The sequence below is a fragment of the Blautia sp. OF09-25XD genome, from assembly GCF_003482095.1.
GTDB classification, from domain to species: Bacteria; Bacillota; Clostridia; order Lachnospirales; family Lachnospiraceae; genus Fusicatenibacter; species Fusicatenibacter saccharivorans.
In genome coordinates this window covers 47,410-68,815 of the sequence record NZ_QUMG01000023.1, presented here as the reverse complement: position 1 = coordinate 68,815, position 21,406 = coordinate 47,410, and the positions used below count along the sequence as shown (strand labels likewise).

The window sequence follows — 21,406 nt, the reverse complement described above, 5'->3', positions numbered from 1 at the left end:
ATGATTTCGGTCAATCAAAAGTATACACACTGAAGCAGTAAGTAAGATTCGTGAGAACTTACATTATCTCGATGTGATAAGTATATTTAATCACATTTTGAGTGGCAGGCCGCGGCTGTGTATCAGGAAGAAGTAAAGAGTGCAATTATATTGCTGTATCTGGGGATTCTTGCCGGAATGGATGTGAGGAAACGGCAGATCAGCCTTGTCCTGACCGGTGTTTTATTCCTTGCAGGCATTGGATGGCAGATTCTGGTGGAACAGACATCGTGGCTGGAATGGCTGCTGTCCCTGCTGCCGGGAGCGGGATTTCTGACGCTCAGTTATATATCACGGGAACAGGTGGGATACGGGGACGGCCTTCTGCTTCTGACGGTTGGAATCTGGCTGGGATTTGGGCAGACATTCGGCGTTCTGACGCTGGGACTCATTCTCTGTTCGGTACTCTGCGGAGTCCTTCTGATGCGGAAGAAAATACGGAAACAGGATTCCATACCGCTGGTGCCGTTTCTGCTGCTTGGATTTGTGGGGAGGTGCGGAATGCTTTGAAAGTGAAAATGAGAAAAGCAAGTATTACGGTAGAGGCAGTTCTGGTCGTGCCGCTTGTTCTGATGGTGATTTTTCTTCTGCTGTCGCTGACCTTTTTTGTACACGCACGGAGCTGGTATACATTTGCGGCATATGAAAGCACAATGCTTGCCGCCAGTGAAGGCCGTCTGTCTGTGGAAAAAGGAGAGGCAGCCGCCCAAAGCCGGATGGAATGGTGGATTTCCCAGATACCGCTTCCGGCTGAACCGGTGACTGTACAGACGGAATGCAGAGAAAAAGAGATTCAGATAAAAGCAGAAGGAAACATTCTGCCAATCTGGAGCCGGAACGCGTGGGAATATTCGGTTTTGAGTGAAAGCAGGAGAAACAATCCGGTGAAAACGATCCGGAAGATACGGGCAGTAAAACAGATCTGGAACCAGAAGTAAGGACGGAAGCGGAGAAATGCAGATTGATTATAAAAGAGATTTGAATCATACATATGTTATTTTACAGGAGGAAAAAGAGCCGGACACGGCGTCGTATCAGATCCGTATGCTGCTGACAAACACAATCCCAGGGCTTTTGGACTGCAAAATCGGGAAAATGGATGATAAAACATTGTTTTACTATGAGGTGACATCAAAGCAGTCGCTTCAGAGTGTGTTTGAACAGCGCTCGATTGGGGCGGAGGCGCTGCGGAAACTGTTTGAACAGCTGCTGGATCTTCTCGAAGAACTGGGGCAGTACCTGCTTGCACCGGACGGTCTCGTTCTGCAGCCGGAGCTGGTTTTTGCAGATGCAAATCTGGAGAACTTTTCCTTCTGTTATCTGCCGGGAAAGCAGGGACACACAGGCTGTTTTCAGAAGCAGATCCGGGAGCTGATGGAATATCTGCTGCCGAAGCTGGATCACCAGGAGCAGGATGCGGTGGTACTCGGGTATGGACTGTATCGGGAGATTTCGGCGGAGATCTTTTCGGTTGAGATGATTCAGGCACTCTTATATCAGACAGGGAAAGAGAAGAAAGAAACGACGGAGCAGGAGGGAAAAGAGCGTCCCAGGGAAGAAAATCCGCCTGTACAGATGGAGGAAACACTTTGGGGAGAACAAGAAGCGGAAGCGGCGGAAAATTTTTTTGTGGAAGCGGAGGAAGAAAAGGATGAAGGACGCTGGAAAAATATTGTGGAAGCAGTGATCTGCATCGGATTTCTGGGAGGTGTGCTGGCACTGCGGTGGACACAGGCCGAAACTGTTTGGTATCTGGTGCTGGGAGGAGCGGCGGCTGTTGTGGGAATTGTAAGTCTGGCATTGGAACTTGCCAGCCGATGGAAAAAGCGGCAGTCGGGAACAGAAACAGGAAGCTATGGGAAGGCCGCAGGAATCCGGAAACAAGGAGAAACAGGAGATGTATTTTCGGAATATCAGAATCGGAAGGGCTTAAAACAGAAAGATGGAACATGGAATCCGAAAAGCGATACAGAACAGCAGGGATGGAAAAGGGATTCCTCAGTCGAAAAAGAGAAAACATGGGAAAAGAATGAAGAACAGGAAAACAGAAAGATGCACAGCCTGATGGAATTGGAGGGGCATGAAGAGGATCTGTTTGGAAAAACGGAACTGCTGACCAGCCCGGAGGATGAGGGAAGGGCATATCTGATTCCGATAGATCCGATTGATCTTCCGCTGATTCCGATTGAACGCGGAAGCACATTGATTGGAAAACTGTCAGCGGCGGCAGATATAATTCTGCCATACCGTACGGTAAGCCGCCTTCACGCAAAGCTGGTCAGTACAGAAGAGGGAGATTATCTGCTGGATCTGAATTCGCGGAACGGAACAACGGTGAATGGCGTTCCATTGATGGGCGAGACAAAAAAGAAGCTGGAGGATGGAGACGATATCTCATTTGCCGGGAAGAAATACCGGTATAAGGCGGGAGAGAAAAACAGAAATTAGAGAAAAATGACGCATTACACTTTTTCGATTTGGAGAAAGCGCTGGATGCGTTATTTTTAATATGGCAGAATGATCAAAGAAAAAAGTTATGCGAATGAAACAAAAATATTATAGAAAAGAAAATTATGCATAAAATTAAAAAAAGAAATAATGTAAAAAATAATGTCATAAAACGTCGAAAGCCGTCGTGAAGCGTCAATAATTGTCGAAAAACGTTTATCAAAAAAGAAAAAAATTTGACGATTTCTTGCATTTACAAGTGAATTAAATTATAATAAAAAAATAGCACAGATAAGGAAATGATGTAATGGAAGAACAAAGGAAAAACAGTTACGATCCGAACGAAGATATCGTGGACCGTATGTGGAAGAGGTCAAAAAACAGCATCAATCTGGTCATCGTCGTATGCAATATTCTGGTATTCCTTGCAGTCACACTGACCGGAGGGACAGAGAGCTCCAGACATATGATGGACTGCGGTGCGGCGTATGCGCCGCTGATTGAGAGCGGAGAATACTATCGCCTGTTTACGAGTATGTTTCTTCACTTTGGCATCCAGCATCTGATCAACAACATGCTGCTTCTTTTGTTCCTTGGGGATTACCTAGAACGCGCAGTTGGAAAGATCCGTTATCTGGTCATCTATCTGGGCGGCGGACTCGTCGGAAATCTGTGCTCGTATCTGCATGAACTGTCCCTGATGAAAACAGGGGAAGCACCGGCAGTTTCCGCCGGCGCTTCGGGAGCGATTTTTTCTGCTGTCGGAGCGATGCTTGTTCTTCTGGCATTTCGGAAAGGAAGGCTGGAGGATCTCACCTTCCGGAGGATGGCCGTCATGGCTGTCCTTTCGCTGCTGGTCGGATTCCAGTCTTCAAATGTGGACAACTTCGCACACATCGGCGGTTTTCTGGCAGGTGCAGTCCTGATGGCGGTTCTCTATCCGGGAATGGCAAGGATCAGGAAAAGGGGAAAACGACCGTAAAGGTGCTTCCTTCCCCGGGAACGGAAGAAACGGAAATCGTGCCGTCGTGTGCGGTTACAATTTCCTTGCAGATGGCAAGTCCAAGGCCGGTTCCGTTTTTCTTATGTGTGACAAAAAGGTCAAAGAGAGTCGGCAGATCCTCGGCGGGGATTCCGCAGCCAGTGTCCTGCACACGGATGGTCAGAAAGTCACCGTCGAAACAGAGAGAGATTTTGATCGTTCCGCCGGAAGGCATTGCTTCCGCCGCATTTCGGATCAGGTTCAGAAAAAGCTGACGAAATTGCGTGGTATCAAGGGCAAAGCGCGGAATGGCAGATTCCTTGACAAGTTCAATGGAAACCTGTTGTTTTTCGAGGAGAACGCCGGTATCGGCACAGAGATTCTGGAGCAGAAGATAAGGATTCACGTAAGCGCGTACCGCCCGATATGAATGATTATAGCAGGAGAGCTCATCGAGCAGGGAGTTCAGAAAAGCCATATTTTCCTGGATTTTCTGAAAATAGAGATCGTTGGAAAGCTCCGGATGCGCTAAAAGAAGAAGCTGATGAAAGCTGTGGATAACCGCAACAGGATTTCGAACCTCATGTGAAATCCGGGAAATCATAGCGTGACATTCTTCCGATAAGCCCTGTGAATTGGTTGTTGGTTCTTTTGACATAGCCGTATCCTCCTTATGATGCGTAGGTAATGATTTTTGATTAGGCAAAAGTTTAGCATTGAAAAGGGGGAGCGCGCAACAAAAAGCGTTCTGCATTATTTGACATTTTTCGACAAATAGTGAGAAAATAGAGTTGTTCGGAACCGTGCAGAACGGGATTCGGAACAACAGAAGAATTAAAAAAAGTAAAGGAGAAAAAGATCATGGATTGTATTTTTTGTAAATTAGCAAACGGAGAAATTCCAACCGCGACATTGTATGAGGACGATGAGTTCCGTGTCATTCTGGATCAGGGACCGGCAACGAAGGACATGCGCTGATTCTTCCAAAACAGCATTTTGCAAACATTTATGAAATTCCGGATGAAACCGCAGCGAAAGCATGATTCTCGGCAAAAAAATGGCGACGGCCATGACGAAAGCGCTTCATTCTGATGGCTTCAATCTGGTACAGAACAATGGTGAGGCAGCAGGACAGACGGTATTCCACTTCCATATGCATCTGATTCCAAGATATGAAGGTGACAATGCCGGTATTGCTGCATGGAAGCAGGGAACTCTCGAGGATGCGGTAAAAGAGCAGATCATTGAGAGCGTGACGGCAGAGCTGAAGGCCTGAGAAAAGGCTGGCAGCAGCCAGAAAAAGAATCAATGACAGACGAACAGGGGCGGAGAACAATGGACAAAAATAACTTTTCAGAAATATATAAAAAGTATATAATGACAGCCTATTCAGCCGCAATGCAGGTGGTGCACAATGAAGCCGATGCGGATGATATCGCACAGGAAACGATGGTGAAACTGTACCTGAATATTGATGCGCTGGATGAAGACAGAGTAGAAGGCTGGGTCCGTGTCGCTGCAAAGAATCTGGGAATTGATTATCAAAGAAAAGCACAACGTTTTGACTGGAACGAACTGGATGAGGATCTTCGGGCGGAAGAGATGGAACTTCCGACGCTTGCAGAGGAAGAAATGCAGGAGAGAAATCATTTTTTTCGGGAAGTGATGGATGCACTGAAAGATCATGATGAATCGGGTTATTATATTACGCGTGAAATCAAGGTGCATGAGCGTTCGGAAAAGGAAGTAGCATCCGAAATGGGTATCACCATCGGAAATCTGCGGGTGAAAATGACCCGGACGAAAAAATGGCTTTGCCAGCACTTTGCTGACAAAGCCAGAGAAAGGGGATTTCTGTAGTTACTATTTGCGTTCGCATTCCTGGATCAGGGAAAGGATGCGGCCGATGGAATCGGTGTGGCTGCTCTTCTTCATCGCATTGATGTAGGTCTGACGATTTTCGTAAACCTCACGGATTGCGGACTGAAGGGTCTGCGCATTCACGGATTCTTCTTCCAGAACTTTACTGTAACCCTGACGCTCAAAGGAACGCGCATTTAAAATCTGGTCTCCGCGGCTGGCATTGGCAGAAAGCGGAATCAGAATGTTTGGTTTTGCCAGAGCACTGATTTCGCAGATCGCATTTGCGCCGGCGCGGGAGATGATCAGATCTGCTGCAGCGAAGAGATCCGGGAGTTCATCTTTGATGTACTCGAACTGAACGTAACCTTCGGTACCATTTAAGGATGCATCCAGTTTATCTTTACCGCAGAGATGAATCACCTGGAAATCTTTCAGAAGTTCTGGTAAAATAGAACGGACCGCATGATTGACAGCGACGGAACCGAGGCTTCCTCCGATGACGAGAATAACCGGTTTTGCGGCATTGAATCCGCAGAACTTCAGGCCTTCCCGTGCATCGCCGGACAGCAGTTCCTGGCGGATTGGCGTTCCGGTCAGAACGGCTTTGTTTTCTGGGAGACATTTAACGGTTTCCGGGAAATTACAGCAGACCTTTGCAGCGGACGGAATACACAGTTTATTTGCCAGGCCAGGCGTCATATCCGATTCATGGATGAGCGCCGGAACTTTACATGCTTTGGCGGCAAGGACAACCGGTACCGAAACGAAGCCGCCTTTGGAGAAGACAACGTTTGGTTTCAGCTTTTTGAGCAGTTTTTTTGCTTCAAAGTAGCCTTTTACGACGCGGAATGGATCGGAAAAGTTTTTCGGATCGAAGTAGCGGCGCAGCTTTCCGGATGAAATTCCGTAATACGGAATGCCGAGATCTTCGATCAGCTTGCGCTCCATACCGTCGTAGGAACCGATATAAGAGATTTTATAACCTGCTTCCTTTAATTTTGGAATCAGGGCAATATTCGGGGTAACATGGCCGGCGGTACCTCCGCCTGTCAGAACAATATGCTTCATGAGAATTCCTCCCTGGAATTTGATAATATCATTTGGCTTTTATTATCCCCTCAAGAAGAAAAAAAGTCAAGAGCGGTTACAACATGGAAAATGCCGAGGAACGGAAGAAGATGAAAAAGATAGAAAAAGAAGAACAGCTGAAAAAGAAACTGGAGCAGACGACGGAAGAAAAAATGGCTGCGGATTCGAAAACGGTGGAAGGGGAATCGGCAGTTGTAAAGGCAGAGGAAGGAAACACAGCAACAGAACAGGAGGCTGCGCCTGCGCTTTCAGAGGAAGAACTGAACGCAATGTACGAGCGCTTCCAGCAGCGCCTCCAGAAGGAAGGACTCGCGGACGCGGAAGGCAACCCGACAGAAAAAACACTGGAGATCCGCCGCCAGATCGTGGAGAGAAAGGCAGAACGCGAAAAGCAGGCGGAGAGACAGAAGAAGATTGCGAAGAGAGCGAAAACAACAAAACACTGGGTACGGACGGCAAAGGCGGCTGGTGTTGTGTTGGTTGTGGGAGCGTGCGTTTTTGGGGCGAGTATGACGAGCGAGGCGAATCGGATTCGGTTGGTGGAGACGATTGGTGGGGTTCGGAATTCGGGTGATGTGGTAAAAACAAATAATGGTGAGGATCGAGAATATTCATCAGGTGAATTAGATGAAGAAACAAAAAAAATAAGTCAAATATTGCATATTGCAGTGCCAGAATTTTACTATATACCAACAGGAATGAAATATGATAAGGTACAAATATTGGAAGAAGCACAAATGGCTATAATTCGATATCAATATAATGACCATTTTGTGTATTTTCATTTGGCAGCGAATGAAAAAGAATTATCACAAGGTGATTGGAAAGATAAAGAAAAAGTTCAAATAGAAACGCTTGATGATGTAATTGATGTTGAAATGGGAAGCGTGTCCGAAAATAATGAAGAAAATTATTATGCAAAATGGAAATATAAAGATTCGTATTATCAATTAAGTGGTCAAATAGAAAAAGAAGAGTTGATGAAGATTTTAAGTGAAATGCAGTATAACTTGTAATTAGTTGAAGTATTGTACGTATATATAATGTAGATGAAGACGAGGGGAAAGAGGAAGTATGAAAAAGGTTATTAATTTGAAAAACTTACTCTTTTGTGCAATGCTCGCTTTATCAATTGCTTTAAGCACAGTAAGTGCGCAGGCAGCACCGTTAGATAACTTAGGTAATACAGTAGATGGATCTGTCTTGACGAATGAAACAGAAGCATTTGGAAATTACCAGAGTGTGGCAAGAAGTACATATTTACATCAAGGATTTGTGAGAATCACAAATAATGGAAATGGATATGTTGGGATAGCTGGAGGAACAGAATGCAATGTTCTTTGTAATACCATAAAATTAAATGTCTATTTAGAGCGTTCAAGCGGTGACGGAAATTTTTATAGTTACAAAAAATGGGAAAATGTAGATTACAATGAAGCATCGTTGTATATGAGTAAAGAAGTTAAGGTGGAAAAAGGTTATTACTATCGATTAAGAGGATACCATTCTTGTACCAAGAGCGGTGTTACTGAAAATGGTGGTAGTGTAACAGATGGTATTTACATTGGATAATCATTATTTTTAAATTAGTAAAACGAGTAAAAGAAATATCATGTATACAAGCACAAGAGAGTAGCATAAATGAACGGAAATGATTTTTAACCCAGCAATTTGCAACTCCCTCACCCCTTAAAAATCCCGGGGCCAGTCCCCTATAGAAACCTTATAACAATGAATATATTAAGACGAAAACGCAGATCTTTCAGGATTTTCAACGCGTCGAAATTCCTTTTTCCAACCACAACACAGATCTGAGTCATCATGTGTTACTATGTTCAGTGTGTGAGTGATCATACGGAACATCGGCTGGCCCCGATAAGTGAGGCATCGGTATTACTGCAGGAATACCGGTGCCTCTTTTCTATGCACTTCCGGCGGCCGATGCCCATAATTGAACAAAAATATCAAGATTGTTGTGCAATCTGCCTTAAAATTCCGTTGGAATCTGCCAGATATTATGCTATAATAATCAAAAAAGAGAGAATAAGCATAAAATACAAAAGGAATTTCAGATTATTTTCGCGGACAACGCGTCAAAGACCATGCTGGCCGCGATAACGGGCCAAACGCATAACGCGTGTTTTGACCCGCAGTGACAACATTTTGTCCCCGAACAAAACGGGAGAACAGGAGGCATCTTATGCGTCTTACATTTCTTGGAGCAACACATGAAGTGACGGGCAGTTGTTATTATCTGGAGGCTGCCGGAAAGAAGTTTTTAGTGGACTGCGGTATGGAGCAGGGACCGAATATTTATGAAAACAAGCCGATTCCGGTCCCGGCATCCCAGCTTGATTTTGTATTGATCACGCACGCGCACATCGACCATACCGGAAATCTGCCGCTGCTGTATGCGCACGGCTTCCGCGGCCCAATCTATATGACTCCGGCGACGGTAGCGCTTTCGGACATCATGCTCCGCGACAGTGCACACATTCAGCTCGCCGAGGCCGAGTGGCGGAACCGCAAGAACCGTCGGGCGGGAAAAGAAGATTACGTCACACCATACACAATGGAGGACGCCCTCGGCGTGATCCGCTTGCTGGAGGGCATTCCGTATCATCAGCGTGTGACACTATCGGACGGCATTCAGATCCGTTTTCTCGATGCCGGTCATCTGCTCGGCTCCGCATCCATTGAGCTGTGGCTGACAGAGGACGGTGTGACGAAAAAACTGCTCTTCTCCGGCGATATCGGAAATATCCATCAGCCGCTGATCAACGACCCGGAGTACCCGGAGAGCGCTGATTACGTGATTATGGAATCCACCTACGGTGACCGGAGCCACGGTCCGAAACCGGATTATGTACCGGAGCTGGCAAAAATCATTCAGGAAACGCTCGACCGCGGCGGCAACCTCGTGATCCCGTCGTTTGCTGTTGGAAGAACGCAGGAGATGCTGTACTTTATTCGTGAAATTAAGGCAGAACATCTGGTTCACGGCCACGGCGAATTCCCGGTTTACGTGGACAGTCCGCTTGCCGTTGAGGCAACCAATATTTTCCGCGATCATCAGAAAGAGTGCTACGATTCCGATGCAGCTGCGCTCCTTGCGCAGGGCATTAATCCGATTCTGTTTCCGGGCTTAAAGCTCTCGATTACATCCGATGAGTCGAAAGCCATCAACTTCAACGAAACCCCGAAGGTCATCATATCCGCAAGCGGCATGTGCGATGCAGGCCGAATCAAGCATCATCTGAAGCACAACCTCTGGCGGCAGGAGAGTACGGTTCTCTTCGTCGGCTATCAGGCCGTCGGTACACTGGGACGGGCGCTGATCGGAGGCGCGAAGGAAGTGAAACTGTTCCAGGAAGAGGTTCATGTGAACGCGCACATCATCCAGTTCCCGGGCATGAGTGGCCACGCAGATCAGGAAGGACTGCTCAAATGGGCGGGCAGTCTGCGGGCAAAACCGGACCGCGTTTTCGTGACGCACGGAGAGGATAAGGTGACGGAACTTTTTGCAGAAAAACTGTGGGATGAATTCCGTTATCCGGCGATGGCTCCGTTCTCCGGAACCGTATTTGATCTGAAAGAAAATGAATTTATCGAGAAAACTGTCGGCATTCCGATCCAGAAAGAAAGTGCCGCAAATGCAGGAACCCTGCGCACGAGAAGCAGCGGAAATGCCGTCTTCGACCGCCTCGTTGCGGCTGGTCAGCGGCTGCTTACGGTTATTACAAGAAACAAAGGCGGCGCCAACAAAGATCTTTCCAAATTTGCTGACCAGATCAACAGTCTCTGCGACAAATGGGACAGATAAAGCAGTCCGGTGGCTGGAAGAAAGACTGTGCTATTAATATAGAAGAAAAACCGGAAGAAAGCAGGCGGCAGGGAAGCTGTGCTGCATCAGAAAAGAAAAAACAGAAGTGGATAAATTACAAACTCCCCGGGGTGAGCATTCCCCGGGGAGTTATTATAATAAAAAAGAGCAAGCGTAAAAAAGTTATTTCTGGATAGCCTGTTCCAGCGCTTTTGCAAGCTGGTCTGGACATGATGTTCCGCGTCCGTTGCAGTCGATGCCTTTCATGCGGGAGATGGCTTCGTTTACGTCCATGCCCTCAACGAGTCTTGCAACACCCTGTGTGTTTCCGTTGCATCCGCCTACGAACTGTACGTTGTGTACTTTACCGTCTTCTACCTCAAACAGAATTTTTCTGGAACAGGTACCTTTTGTTGTATATTCCATCGATAGGATCCTCCTTTGTGAATAAAAAATTAGAACATTATCGTGAACTTCAGCCACGATAATTCTTCGGTTCCTGCTATTATATCATAGATTACGAAAACAGCAAAGAAAAAAGATACCACAGATCCCAAATTTATTGTATACTGTAACAGGAATTACAAAGAAACCAGAAGGAAAAGAAAATGGACTCCCGGAGTTTTCCGTTCTTACTTTAGCGGCTGACCGCTGACAAAAATGATTTCATAAAAGCAAGAACAGAAAGAATCGGGGAGTACATGTAAAGTTATTGGAGGATATCATAAACATGAAGTTAATCGGAATTATCGGTGCAATGGAAGTTGAAGTTGCAAGCTTAAAGGAAATGATGACGGATGTTACAATCCGCACGAAGGCATCCATGGAGTTCAACCACGGTTACCTGAACGGAAAAGAAGTGGTTGTTGTGCGCAGCGGAATCGGCAAAGTAAACGCCGGTATCTGCACCCAGATTCTTGTAGATGATTACGGCGTGGACTGTGTCATCAACACCGGAATTGCAGGCTCCCTGCGGAATGAAATTAACATCGGCGATATCGTGATCTCGACCGATGCTGTTCAGCACGACATGGATGTGCGCATCTTCGGATACCCGCTCGGCGAGATTCCGCAGATGGGTGTTTTGAGCTTCCCGGCAGACGAGCACCTCGCAGAGGTGGCAGAGGAAGTCTGCAAGGAAGTCAATCCGGAAATCCAGGTATTCCGCGGACGCGTGGTCAGCGGTGACCAGTTTATTTCCAGCAAAGAAGTGAAAAACCGTCTGATCGAGGAATTCAACGGTTCCTGCGCCGAGATGGAGGGCGCTGCGATTGCGCAGGGCGCTTATCTGAACAAGATTCCATACGTCGTACTCCGCGCCATCTCCGACAAAGCAGACGACAGCGCAACAATGGACTACCCGACCTTTGAGAGCGAGGCAGCCCGCCACTGTGTCAACCTGCTGCAGGAAATGGTAAAACGCCTGTAATCTAAAAAAAGCAAGAAGAAAAAATCGACAAACGGGCAGGCGAAAACCAGCGAAACCAGGCGAACCGGCACGAAAGCAGTCCCCTGAAGGAACGAAAAATAAAAATTCACGCGAAAAAGCACAGAATCACAAAGAATTTGACGAACGTTTTTTGTTTCCAAATTTTTCCGGCAGTGCTATACTGTGGCACATCGGAGGAGGAGACGTCCTTCTGTCCGATATGCCAGCGGAAGAATCCTGTGCGCGCAAATTCTGCCGCGGCATCCGCCGATGCACCGCAACGGAAGCACCGGCATATGATCATGACAGGCAAATTCAAAAATCATCAGGGGGAATAAGAATGCTGGGGTTTTGTGTGAAACAAAATGTGTTCTTATACGCAATGATAGCAGCAGGAATCGCCGGTGTGTGGTGCCTGTTCTGGAATAACCGTTTCTACACCCGGGCCATCCGCGATCTCGGAAGGCTGAAGGAACCAAAGTCGAAATGGACCAGGTCGGTGCTGGAAACGTGTCAGAGAAAAGCGCATCCCTTTTCGAATGCCGGGGCGTTTATGCGCAGCCAGATTGCACAGGGCAGGTCAGCGGGAATGGCAGTCCCGACGCTTCTGCGCGGAAGCCAGAATATGATCCTCACGGTTCTGGCGCTGTCGATTCTTTCGCTGTGGGCGATCTACCGATACCGTTATGGAGAGACGGAGCTGATGCGCTACCTCGGAACGGGCATCGCGCTCGCCGGAGGCCTTGTCTTTTTCCGGCTCTGTCTGGATTTCGGCGGAAAAGAGGAAATTCTGCTGAACGGCTGGACAGACTATCTGGAAAATGAGTTTGCAGCGACGAAACAGAGTGCGGTGCTGGAAACCGTACAGCAGACCGAACGGCAGCCGGTGCAGGCGGAAACCATGGCACAGGCAGGAACCGGAGCGGCGAAAGCAAAAGCGCAGACTGCGGGAAGCGAGTCCGCCAAAGAGAGGAATGAACTGTTCGCAGATCCGGAAAAAGAAGCGAGGATTTCGAAAGTCAGGGAGGGCATCCGCCAGACCGCCGCGGCCGAGAGCAGGTTTGCCGGAATGCTGACGCCAGAGGAAGAGAAGCTGATGAGGGAGATTATCAGCGAATACGTGTAAATACCAGGGGATCAGGCCGGGGAGCATGTCATATCGACATGACCATATTTCCGAATCGGCAGTCCGCAGGTATCTAAGATAAAAATATTTCAGGCAGTGCCGTCTTTCAAAACAGACAGGCGGCACTGCTTTCCCGGATAAAGCAGAATCATCATCTGCAAAAGGAGGAACCAACATGAGACTTGTAATTCTTGAGGCAGAGTCACTGGGAAAGGACATGGATCTGTCCGGCTTTTCCCGTTTTGGAGAAGTGACAGTATATGAAAAAACAACGGAGGAGGAATGCCCGGAGCGTGTGCGGGAGGCGGATATTGTCATCTGCAACAAGGTGCGCATGTGCAGCCGCACCCTGTCCGGCGCGGAGAACCTGAAACTGATCTGCGTCACCGCAACCGGCATCAACAACATCGATCTCGATTATGTGAAGCGCCACAACATCGCCGTGACGAACGTCGCCGGCTATTCCACCGTCAGCGTGGCCCAGCACACCTTTGCGATGTACTTCTATCTGGCAGAAAAACTCCGTTATTACGATGATTACGTAAAAAACGGCAGCTACGCCGCCAGCAGCCTTTTCACCTGCATGGACAGACCGTTCACCGAGCTGGAGGGCAAGACGTGGGGCATCATCGGCCTTGGCGCGATCGGCAGAAAAGTGGCTTCGATTGCACAGGCATTCGGCTGCCGTGTGATCTATTACTCCACCTCCGGTGCACACGACGATCCGGACTACGAGCGGGTCGATCTCTATCGTCTGCTGAAGGATTCTGATGTGGTTTCCATCCACGCCCCGTTAAATGAGGCGACCGAGAACCTGATGAATATCGAAACGTTTGCCAACATGAAGCGGAACGCAATTCTGATCAACGTCGGCCGCGGCTCGATCGTGAATGAGCGTGACCTCTGCTGTGCCCTGCGCGAAGGCCTGATCGCCGGAGCAGCGCTCGATGTACTTTCCAGCGAGCCGATCCGCAGTGACAGTCCGTTGCTGAAAATGGCGGACGACGACCGCCTGTACATCACGCCGCACATCGCCTGGGCATCGAAGGAAGCCCGCACGCGCCTGATCGGACTGGTGCAGAAAAATATTGCTTCGTACCTGGAAGGCGGCATGGAAAACCGCGTGGTATAAAAGGGATACAAAGCCAGGGACAAAATACATAAAAAGAGCCGGACATCCGACGGAACCGCAGAGGGGGCTGTAAGAACAGCCGCTCCCAAGTTCCGCCGGATGCCCGGCTTTTACATTTGCTTTATTCGCTGCAAAAACGAGAGAACATTATTCCTCTGTAATCTGAATTTCCAGATAATCAAACTCCAGCGATTCAATAAAATTATCCTGTGTGAACCGCGTTTTCGATCTCCGTTTAAACTCCGAAATATTCGTATCGAGCCAGATCGGCTTCGCCAGATTCCAGGCATCGCAGATTTCATCGAGCGCACGGAAGACCTTGTGCGTTCTGGTATCCTCATCGTCGATGCAGACGGTAAGATCCTGAAGAATATGATTGTTTTCCACTAATTTTCCCCACATCTGAAACATATTAAAAATCCTCCTGAAAAGTACAAAGTAAACAGTGCATTTGGAACGACCGTGTTAATCGCTGGTAACGGTATGCAGTTCTTTAAAATCCTTCGGCGAGATCCCGTACTCTTTTTTAAACGCGCGGTAAAAACTCGAATAGTCGTGAAATCCGAACAGCAGATACACCTTCGTGACCGGTACATCGCCGAGCAGCGCTTCACGGCACCTTGCCAGCCGCTTTTTGGAAATGTACTGGTGGATCGACATGCCGATTTCATCCTTGAAAACGTGTGCAATGTGATATTTGCTCACAAAAAGTTCCGCCGCCAGCCGTTCGAGCGACAGATCCTCGGACAGGTGCTCATCAATATAGAAACAGAGCTGTTCATACAGCGAGAGCTGTGCTTTCCGGGTGAGCGGGTGATGCTGCTCATACACCGTTCGGTTGATCTGCATCAGCAGGTCGCTGACGTAGAGAAAAATCTGCGTCTCTTTTCCAAAATGATCGGACCGCATTTCTTCGATCAGGCGGATGGTGCGGTACTGGATCGTGTTGAACTCGACGGAATCGAGCGGGAACAGATATTTCTGATTTTCGGCAGCGTATTCCATCAGGTAAACGTAGTCGGCGGAACGGGCGCGGAGCTGCTCTGCAAAAGCGGCGCTGACCCAGAACACAAAGCGGCGGTACGGCACAGACAGGTCGTGCATCACCAGATGATGCGGCACGCCGGGCGGAATCAGAAGAAGATCGCCGGGCGTCGGTGTGTAGAGCACTCCGTCGATTTCCAGTGAGATCGCCCCTTCGAGAAAGAGATAGAACTCATAATGCGTATGCGTATGTTCTTTTACGCCGGGCACATCGTCGGTGCTGTAATAGTATAACTCAAACGTATCCGAAATCATGTACTGCCGGGTGGCAAATTTCGTCTGCAGTTTTTCTTTCATAATAAAAGCATCCTTGCAAAAAAATGATATTTTTGAACCATAGCAACAATTCCCAGCATATCACAAAACAGCAAGTTTTACAATGTATTCGGCAATTCGCACAATAGAAAAAAACAACTTGTCCGGTTATGATACAAGGGAATAAAATAAAAACAGAATGCAGAATAAATTTCAGATAAAGATCAAAACGGAGGAACAGCTATCATGAATCAGATTCTCGAACAGCTTGGAACATACGGCATTGTGCCGGTTGTCGTTTTACAGGATGCAGCAAAAGCAGAGCCGCTTGCCGAAGCTCTCTGCAAGGGCGGACTTGCCTGCGCCGAGGTGACCTTCCGCACCGATGCGGCAGAAGAATCCATCCGCATTATGAGCGAAAAATTCCCGGAGATGCTGGTGGGAGCCGGAACTGTGCTCACAACCGAGCAGGCGGACCGCGCCGTGAAAGCCGGAGCAAAATTTATCGTCAGCCCGGGCCTCAACCCGGAGGTAGTAAAATGGTGCCAGGCACACGAAGTACCAGTAATCCCGGGCATCGTGACTCCGACGGAGATGGCGCAGGCAATCGGTCTTGGGCTCACCATGGTGAAATTCTTCCCGGCAGAACCGGCAGGCGGACTGAAATACATCCGTGCCATCGCAGCACCGTACACCATGATGAAATTCATGCCGACCGGCGGCATCAACCCGCAGAATGTAAGAGAATACCTGGCATACGACCGCATCGCAGCATGCGGCGGAAGCTGGATGGTAAAAAATACGATGATTGAAAACAACGAATTCGACCGCATCGAAGAGCTGGTGAAAGAGGCGGTTGAGATCGTAAAGGAAAGCCGGACGTGACGACATCCTTCCCGCAGCCGCTGGGCACCGACCGTTGACCTCGAGCGTGATCCGAGATGGGGAAGAAACGAGGAGGGCTACGGCGAGGACCCTGTGCTGACCGGAAAAATGGCCGGCGTTTACATCGAGGGAATGCAGGGCGACGATCCAAAATATCTGCGCTGTGCATCAACCCTGAAACACTTCTATGGAAACAACACCGAGGTCGGCCGCGGCTGGAAGAACTCTTCGATTGACCCGCGGAATAAATATGAGCTGTATCTCGAGCCGTTCCGCAGATGTATTGAGGAGAGCGGCGCAGAGGGCATCATGACGGCGTACAACAGAATCAACGGCACCGTCGGCGGAATGGTCCGGGAAAACATGGAAATCTCGGAATCCGTCATCATGAAACAGGCGGACCAGAAGATGTATGAAAATAAAAAAAGTTCACGGTGAATCGCCGCAATGGATTGTCCCCGCGGGTCTTTTCGTGGTACAATGAAACATAACCGATAAAAAGAAAAACGAGGGCAGAACATGAACGAATTATATGAAATGATTGAAAAGAAAATCAAAGAATCCGGCTATCCGCGGCCGATTTCGGGAAGCGATGTTTACGATGACATCTGCGACCAGATCGAGGGAAAAGAGAACGGTTCCTATGTGGTATTATCGAAATTTGATGATGATGTGATTTTCGAGTACCACATCACGGTGATGGATGATGAATTCAACCTCGGCGTGCTGACGATGCGCACCCCGGAGGGCGTGTTTGAGACTGATTTTGACCAGTAAAAGAGAAAAGAAAGAGGTTGTTACTTATGCCGAATGTTGAAAAAATCACAAAACAGACGGAAAATCCGTTCGTAAATCTTTACCTGGTGGAAGGGACAAACAAAGTAAACCATCACTTCCGCTATTACGTGGCTTCCCGCGCAAAATCCATCGAGCAGATGAAGATTAAAACAAGGAAAAATACGCCGGACGGTGTGCTGATGTACAGTCTGTACGGGGAAAAACGCGACAAAATTGTCCTGGTGCGCCAGTACCGCGTTTCCATTGATGACTACATCTACGAATTCCCGGCAGGCCTGGTGGAACCGGGCGAGGAGTTCCATGAGGCTGCCGTGCGCGAGATGCATGAGGAGACCGGTCTTACGTTTCACCCGTTGAAAGTAGATCCCTGCTACGAGAAACCGTTCTTCACCACAATCGGCCTGACCGATGAAGCATGCTCTGCCGTTTACGGCTGGTGCGAGGGCGAGATCAGCCGCAAATACCTCGAAGAGAGCGAAGTGATCGAAGTTGTCCTTGCTGACCGCGAGGAGGCAAAGAGAATCTTAAAGGAAGAAAATGTAGCAATTATGTGTTCTTATCATCTGATGCATTTTATTCATGATGAGGAGCCGTTTGCATTCCTGAAATAAGTGGAGGGGAGCCAGAAAAACACAACCCCTGGAAGTTCTTAGCACGAACTGCCAGGGGTTGTGTTTTTCTGACTCCCATTTACGTTGTGGGGGACGGGAGGGTGAGGACTCAGGTGTAGTATTGGGCCTGGGTTTCGTAAAGATTGGCGTAGATGCCGTGGTTTGCGAGGAGGGTGTCGTGGGTTCCGTCTTCGGCGATGCGGCCGTGGTCGAGGACGATGATGCGGTCGCAGAATTTGCAGCTGCTCATGCGGTGGGAGATGTAGACAGCCGTTTTACCGGCGGTCATCTGGCTGAACTGTTTGTAGATTTCGGCCTCAGCGATCGGGTCGAGGGCTGCGGTCGGCTCGTCGAGGATGACGAACGGGGCATCCTTGTAGAGGGCGCGGGCGATGGCGGTGCGCTGGGCCTCGCCGCCGGAAAGGTCGACACCGGAGCCGTTGTTGTTGTAAAGGCGGGTGCGGACGCCCTGCGGGAGTTGCTGTACACGGTCGGTGAGACCGACTTTTGCAAGAGAGGATTGCAAAGCAGCTTCATCAATCTCGGTTCCGGCGGCGATGTTTTCGTCGAGCGGGAGGGAAAACAGGTGGAAATCCTGGAAAACGACGGAGAATGCCTGCGTGTACTCTTTGTAGCTATATTTGCGGATGTCAATGCCATTCAGGGTGATGTAACCTGAAGTTGGCTCATACAGGCGGCAGAGCAGCTTGATGAGTGTTGTCTTTCCGGCTCCGTTACGGCCAACGAGGGCGGTTTTTTCGCCGACGGCAAAGGACAGTGTCACATGTTCGAGTACCGGAATATTCGTACCGGGATAAGAGAATGAGACATCGTGGAATGCAAATTCGTACTGGCCGTCGTCGCGTTTCTCAATCGGCAGTGTACCGTCGTAGGCCATAGACGGCTGCGCAATGAAATCCTCATAGGTCGAGAGATAGGAATTGATATAGTCGAACTCCGATCCGGTTGCGAGAAATGTCTGAAGATCACTCATGGCGCGTGTCACGGAACCGGCATACAGAAGAACATCCCCAATGGGGAGAACGCCGTACAGAGCCCTGGCGCCGATCACAAGGTACGCAGCGAAATTGGAAAGGAGCGAAAGCAGCGCGTTTTTTCCGTCTGTGATGGCGGAGAAGCGGGCGAAGTCGAGGTACATCGGCAGAAAGTGTTCCATGGCTTTTCCAAACTGTACGTCGAGAAAATGATCGAGATGACCGATGCGGATATCGTCCGCGCGCCGTTCTTCAAGCATCACATTAACGAGATAATTGGCAACCGAGTTGGAATGGTCGTTGCCCTGGTTCAGCTCTATCTTTTTCTGCGTACTCCTGCGGTTGATGCGGGAGGAAAGTGCAAGCTGCACACCACAGAGCAGGAGCAGTGCAAGCATCGAAAACGACGAGGTGAAAAAGTTATTCCTGCTGCTGTCGGACAGAAGAAACAGACGGAGCAGGAAAAACAGGGCATAGAGAACCGAGAGCAGGGAAGTGATCAGCGTATGAATGACAATGAGCTGGTCACCCACATTTCCCGATCCCATGGAGGAGACGTTGGTGCGCCGGATGGCATCCATCGTCTCTGTTTTTCGAATTTCTCAAACTCCAGCTCCAGCGCCTTTGCGGTGATTTTCTGTTCCGTGCGTGCAAGACAGAGTTCTTTTTGGCCGTCGAGATACTGACGGCAGATTTTTTCAAACAATCCCAGCCCATACTGCGTAAGCAGAAAGACGACAACAGTATACAGACAGGCGCGGTACGACTTTGCAAGCAGTAAATTCAAAATTCGCGCCGAGAAAAACAAGGAGAGATACGGCAGCGTTGCAGCTGCAAAAGCGCTTCCGAGAAGCCAGAACAGCACGCGGTGATTGCCCTGGCTCACCATAGTTAAAAAGCGGCAGATGGCATGAAACCGTTCTTTCATTTTCATCAGATATCTTCCTCCGTTTCCTGATAATACTGGCTCTGCACCTCAAACATATGCGCATACGATCCGCCGAGGGCAATCAGCTCATCGTGGGTTCCGCATTCTTTGATCTTTCCGTTTTCGAGAAACAGGATCGTATCGCAGAAGCGTGTCGATGCAAGACGATGCGAGATGAAAAGCGCAGTCTTATTTTTCAGCAGTGTGCTGTAGATTTCGTACATTTTATTTTCCGAGATTGCATCGAGCGCAGCCGTCGGCTCATCGAGCAGGAGCAGATGGCAATTTTTATAGAGTGCCCGCGCCATCATCAGTTTTTGCATTTCACCGCCGGAAAGCGTAATGCCGTCGTCCGCCATATCCTTGCCAAGATAGGTTTCTTCTTTCTGCGGCAGACTTGCAATTTTTTCCCAGAGTCCGGCGCGGATGAGTGCTTCTCGGCAACGGTTACGATCGGTCTCTTCCAGTGGGGAGCAGCTCACATTTTCTGCAATCGAAAACGAGAGTGCAAACGGGTCCTGAAAGACCGCCGCGATTGCTTTGTAATACTGTGCCGGATTCAGACTGCCAAGGGGAATGCCGTTGATGGTGATATTCCCTTCCGTTGGCTGATATAGCCCGCAGATCAGCTTGACAATGGTGGATTTTCCGGCGCCGTTGATGCCGACAAGTGCCGTATGCTCGCCCGCATGGAGTGTAAAACTGACATCATCGAGGATCCTTTTATCGCCGCCCGGATGGGAAAACGAGACGTGGGAAAAGCAGATTTCCAGCGGTTTTTCTTCCGCAAGTTCCGGCCGGAACGGCAGCGTGTGGCCTGCAGGGAACGGGAGATCGAAGAATTCCCGCAGCCAGCGGATCTGCTCGAGACAGAGCACGGATTTGGAGAGCGCGGCGGTGATCTCGTTAAAATATGAAGAAAAACCGGAGACGGCACCGAGCGCAAGCACAAAGCCGGATACGGTCATCGTGCCGTGGGATAGACGGTAAATCAGAAAGCCATAGCAGATTCCGTCGCGCAGAAGCTGTAGTGTAAGTGTCAGCAGATCATTTGCAAAGTAGGCGCTGCGGATGCGGAACAGAATTTTCTGATACCGCTTGTTGAGCTGGCGATAAACACCATCGAGCCATCCGTTCAGCTGATACAGACGGATATCCTTTCCGGCGGATGTGTTGTACGACTGTTTCTGGAAATAGCGCTGCGATACTTCAATTTCAGACAGATCGTCTCTGCGGCGGACTTCGTAAGAAGCCGCGCGGCGGTAGCTGAGAAACTGCAGAACCGAGAGCACAAGCAGCAGAAGAATGATAGCCGGATGGACGGTTCCGATCAGTCCTGCGTAGAGAATCAGCCCAAGAAACGAAGAATAAATTGTGACATCGTATCGGAACATGCCTTCCACGCCGACCCAGTTGCTGCAGGTGGCTCCGACGGCTTTTTCGGCGAGCTGCAGCGTTTTTGGTTCTGTCAGAACCGCATAATCTATCTGCATGAAATGACAGAGAAGGCGGCGCGTAAAAAAGCCGGTCCGGAATTCGGTATACTGCCAGGCGTTCCGCGATTGCAGAAAGGTGTGGCTGACAAAAACAACGGCATAGCAAAGAAAGAGAACGAGCGTTCCAAGTGCAAATCCGGAAAAGCCGCTGCTCTGTTCCAGAAACAGGAGAATCCCGGCAGGAAGCAGAATCCCGAAAAAGCCGGTGAGCACCTGTGAGACGATTTCGAGTGCCTGAAAGAGAAACGGCTTTTTGCTGTAATGCCACAGCTCCCGATGAATATAAATGTAGTTAGACCATAATGAATACATAAAGACCTCCTCTGTCACATGTCTTTCGTGAACTGTAGTTATCCTACCATATTCATGCAAAACACGGGGGAAAAGTACGTAAATGGAACAAAAAAGAACGCGAACAGCAAAAAAAGTGTTCACGTTCTGCAAAATTTTTCTGTAGAATCAT

23 protein-coding genes and 2 pseudogenes are annotated in these 21,406 nt (G+C 48.9%); 17 read left to right on the top strand and 8 right to left on the bottom strand.

Annotation, left to right across the window (positions count from 1 at the left end):
* The first annotated feature begins 117 nt into the window (after positions 1-117).
* The 4 genes from DXA93_RS16005 to DXA93_RS15990 all read left to right on the top strand — a co-directional run bounded on the left by DXA93_RS16005 (position 118) and on the right by DXA93_RS15990 (position 3,469).
* Positions 118-549, top strand: coding sequence for a prepilin peptidase (locus DXA93_RS16005; protein WP_022461943.1), 432 nt, complete (start codon positions 118-120; stop codon positions 547-549).
* 2 nt (positions 550-551) lie between these two features.
* Positions 552-977 (top strand): TadE/TadG family type IV pilus assembly protein, encoded by a 426-nt coding sequence (locus DXA93_RS16000; protein ID WP_226906365.1) that lies wholly within the window; start codon positions 552-554, stop codon positions 975-977.
* Positions 978-993: 16 nt separating this feature from the next.
* On the top strand, positions 994-2,487 hold the full coding sequence (locus DXA93_RS15995) for a DUF6382 domain-containing protein (protein ID WP_118595304.1): 1,494 nt from the start codon (positions 994-996) through the stop codon (positions 2,485-2,487).
* Positions 2,488-2,794: 307 nt separating this feature from the next.
* Entirely contained in the window at positions 2,795-3,469 is a 675-nt protein-coding gene (locus tag DXA93_RS15990) for a rhomboid family intramembrane serine protease (RefSeq protein ID WP_226906363.1), read from the top strand.
* On the opposite strand, the gene DXA93_RS15985 is transcribed toward DXA93_RS15990, so the two are convergent.
* Positions 3,444-4,127 carry a two-component system sensor histidine kinase NtrB gene (locus DXA93_RS15985; RefSeq protein ID WP_055219129.1) on the bottom strand — a complete coding sequence of 228 codons (684 nt, stop codon included), beginning with the start codon at positions 4,125-4,127 and terminating at the stop codon, positions 3,444-3,446. The two genes, DXA93_RS15990 and DXA93_RS15985, sit on opposite strands and share 26 nt — an antisense overlap.
* Before the next feature lie 203 nt (positions 4,128-4,330).
* On the opposite strand from DXA93_RS15985, the pseudogene DXA93_RS20760 reads away from it, so the two are divergent.
* Positions 4,331-4,745: pseudogene (locus DXA93_RS20760) on the top strand (HIT family protein).
* Positions 4,746-4,777: 32 nt separating this feature from the next.
* Entirely contained in the window at positions 4,778-5,329 is a 552-nt protein-coding gene (locus DXA93_RS15975) for an RNA polymerase sigma factor (protein WP_118595303.1), read from the top strand.
* Positions 5,330-5,332: 3 nt separating this feature from the next.
* Here DXA93_RS15975 and DXA93_RS15970 read toward each other — a convergent pair whose 3' ends face one another.
* Positions 5,333-6,400, bottom strand: a complete 1,068-nt coding sequence (locus tag DXA93_RS15970; RefSeq protein ID WP_055219136.1) for an undecaprenyldiphospho-muramoylpentapeptide beta-N-acetylglucosaminyltransferase — start codon at positions 6,398-6,400, stop codon at positions 5,333-5,335.
* An 83-nt stretch (positions 6,401-6,483) separates the two neighbouring features.
* Here DXA93_RS15970 and DXA93_RS15965 point away from each other — a divergent pair, with 83 nt between their 5' ends.
* The 4 genes from DXA93_RS15965 (at position 6,484) to DXA93_RS15950 (ending at position 10,441) form a co-directional block, all read left to right on the top strand.
* Positions 6,484-7,437, top strand: coding sequence for a DUF4367 domain-containing protein (locus DXA93_RS15965; protein ID WP_117804840.1), 954 nt, complete (start codon positions 6,484-6,486; stop codon positions 7,435-7,437).
* 58 nt (positions 7,438-7,495) lie between these two features.
* Complete coding sequence (locus tag DXA93_RS15960) at positions 7,496-7,993, top strand: DUF6147 family protein (RefSeq protein WP_117509957.1); 498 nt, start codon at positions 7,496-7,498, stop codon at positions 7,991-7,993.
* Between the two features lie 628 nt (positions 7,994-8,621).
* A complete protein-coding gene (locus DXA93_RS15955) occupies positions 8,622-10,244 on the top strand; it encodes an MBL fold metallo-hydrolase RNA specificity domain-containing protein (RefSeq protein ID WP_117509956.1) in 1,623 nt (540 codons plus the stop codon).
* Positions 10,232-10,441: a hypothetical protein gene (locus DXA93_RS15950; RefSeq protein WP_119208741.1), complete on the top strand. Its 210-nt coding sequence runs from the start codon at positions 10,232-10,234 to the stop codon at positions 10,439-10,441. Before DXA93_RS15955 ends, DXA93_RS15950 begins: the two co-directional genes overlap by 13 nt.
* Here DXA93_RS15950 and DXA93_RS15945 read toward each other — a convergent pair.
* Positions 10,428-10,670, bottom strand: coding sequence for a TIGR03905 family TSCPD domain-containing protein (locus DXA93_RS15945; protein ID WP_022461364.1), 243 nt, complete (start codon positions 10,668-10,670; stop codon positions 10,428-10,430). The two genes, DXA93_RS15950 and DXA93_RS15945, sit on opposite strands and share 14 nt — an antisense overlap.
* A 304-nt stretch (positions 10,671-10,974) precedes the next feature.
* Between DXA93_RS15945 and DXA93_RS15940 the strand changes: the two genes are divergently transcribed.
* The 3 genes from DXA93_RS15940 to DXA93_RS15925 all read left to right on the top strand — a co-directional run bounded on the left by DXA93_RS15940 (position 10,975) and on the right by DXA93_RS15925 (position 13,931).
* Positions 10,975-11,673, top strand: coding sequence for a 5'-methylthioadenosine/adenosylhomocysteine nucleosidase (locus DXA93_RS15940; protein WP_117762040.1), 699 nt, complete (start codon positions 10,975-10,977; stop codon positions 11,671-11,673).
* Positions 11,674-12,013: 340 nt separating this feature from the next.
* On the top strand, positions 12,014-12,799 hold the full coding sequence (locus DXA93_RS15930; RefSeq protein WP_119208739.1) for a hypothetical protein: 786 nt from the start codon (positions 12,014-12,016) through the stop codon (positions 12,797-12,799).
* Positions 12,800-12,974: 175 nt separating this feature from the next.
* Positions 12,975-13,931, top strand: coding sequence for a D-2-hydroxyacid dehydrogenase (locus DXA93_RS15925; RefSeq protein WP_022461361.1), 957 nt, complete (start codon positions 12,975-12,977; stop codon positions 13,929-13,931).
* A gap of 147 nt (positions 13,932-14,078) precedes the next feature.
* Here DXA93_RS15925 and DXA93_RS15920 read toward each other — a convergent pair whose 3' ends face one another.
* Positions 14,079-14,342 carry a hypothetical protein gene (locus tag DXA93_RS15920; RefSeq protein WP_055219147.1) on the bottom strand — a complete coding sequence of 88 codons (264 nt, stop codon included), beginning with the start codon at positions 14,340-14,342 and terminating at the stop codon, positions 14,079-14,081.
* 54 nt (positions 14,343-14,396) lie between these two features.
* Positions 14,397-15,272 (bottom strand): AraC family transcriptional regulator, encoded by an 876-nt coding sequence (locus DXA93_RS15915; RefSeq protein ID WP_055265553.1) that lies wholly within the window; start codon positions 15,270-15,272, stop codon positions 14,397-14,399.
* A 204-nt stretch (positions 15,273-15,476) separates the two neighbouring features.
* Here DXA93_RS15915 and DXA93_RS15910 point away from each other — a divergent pair, with 204 nt between their 5' ends.
* The 4 genes and pseudogenes from DXA93_RS15910 (at position 15,477) to DXA93_RS15895 (ending at position 17,524) form a co-directional block, all read left to right on the top strand.
* Positions 15,477-16,115: a bifunctional 4-hydroxy-2-oxoglutarate aldolase/2-dehydro-3-deoxy-phosphogluconate aldolase gene (locus DXA93_RS15910; RefSeq protein WP_117509954.1), complete on the top strand. Its 639-nt coding sequence runs from the start codon at positions 15,477-15,479 to the stop codon at positions 16,113-16,115.
* Between the two features lie 30 nt (positions 16,116-16,145).
* Positions 16,146-16,553, top strand: a pseudogene (locus tag DXA93_RS15905) (glycoside hydrolase family 3 N-terminal domain-containing protein); the annotation flags it as partial.
* 81 nt (positions 16,554-16,634) lie between these two features.
* Positions 16,635-16,892: a hypothetical protein gene (locus DXA93_RS15900; RefSeq protein ID WP_055265559.1), complete on the top strand. Its 258-nt coding sequence runs from the start codon at positions 16,635-16,637 to the stop codon at positions 16,890-16,892.
* A 26-nt stretch (positions 16,893-16,918) separates the two neighbouring features.
* Positions 16,919-17,524, top strand: coding sequence for an NUDIX hydrolase (locus tag DXA93_RS15895; RefSeq protein WP_055219153.1), 606 nt, complete (start codon positions 16,919-16,921; stop codon positions 17,522-17,524).
* Positions 17,525-17,633: 109 nt separating this feature from the next.
* Here DXA93_RS15895 and DXA93_RS15890 read toward each other — a convergent pair whose 3' ends face one another.
* From DXA93_RS15890 to DXA93_RS15885, 3 genes are read right to left on the bottom strand one after another with little or no spacing between them, the layout of a single operon-like run.
* The gene (locus DXA93_RS15890; protein ID WP_119208736.1) at positions 17,634-19,100 is read right to left on the bottom strand and encodes an ABC transporter ATP-binding protein; all 1,467 of its coding nucleotides are present in this window, start codon (positions 19,098-19,100) and stop codon (positions 17,634-17,636) included.
* The gene (locus DXA93_RS17670) at positions 19,019-19,453 is read right to left on the bottom strand and encodes a hypothetical protein (RefSeq protein ID WP_119206918.1); all 435 of its coding nucleotides are present in this window, start codon (positions 19,451-19,453) and stop codon (positions 19,019-19,021) included. Before DXA93_RS17670 ends, DXA93_RS15890 begins: the two co-directional genes overlap by 82 nt.
* The gene (locus tag DXA93_RS15885) at positions 19,453-21,255 is read right to left on the bottom strand and encodes an ABC transporter ATP-binding protein (RefSeq protein ID WP_118750012.1); all 1,803 of its coding nucleotides are present in this window, start codon (positions 21,253-21,255) and stop codon (positions 19,453-19,455) included. Before DXA93_RS15885 ends, DXA93_RS17670 begins: the two co-directional genes overlap by 1 nt.
* Positions 21,256-21,406 lie beyond the last annotated feature (151 nt).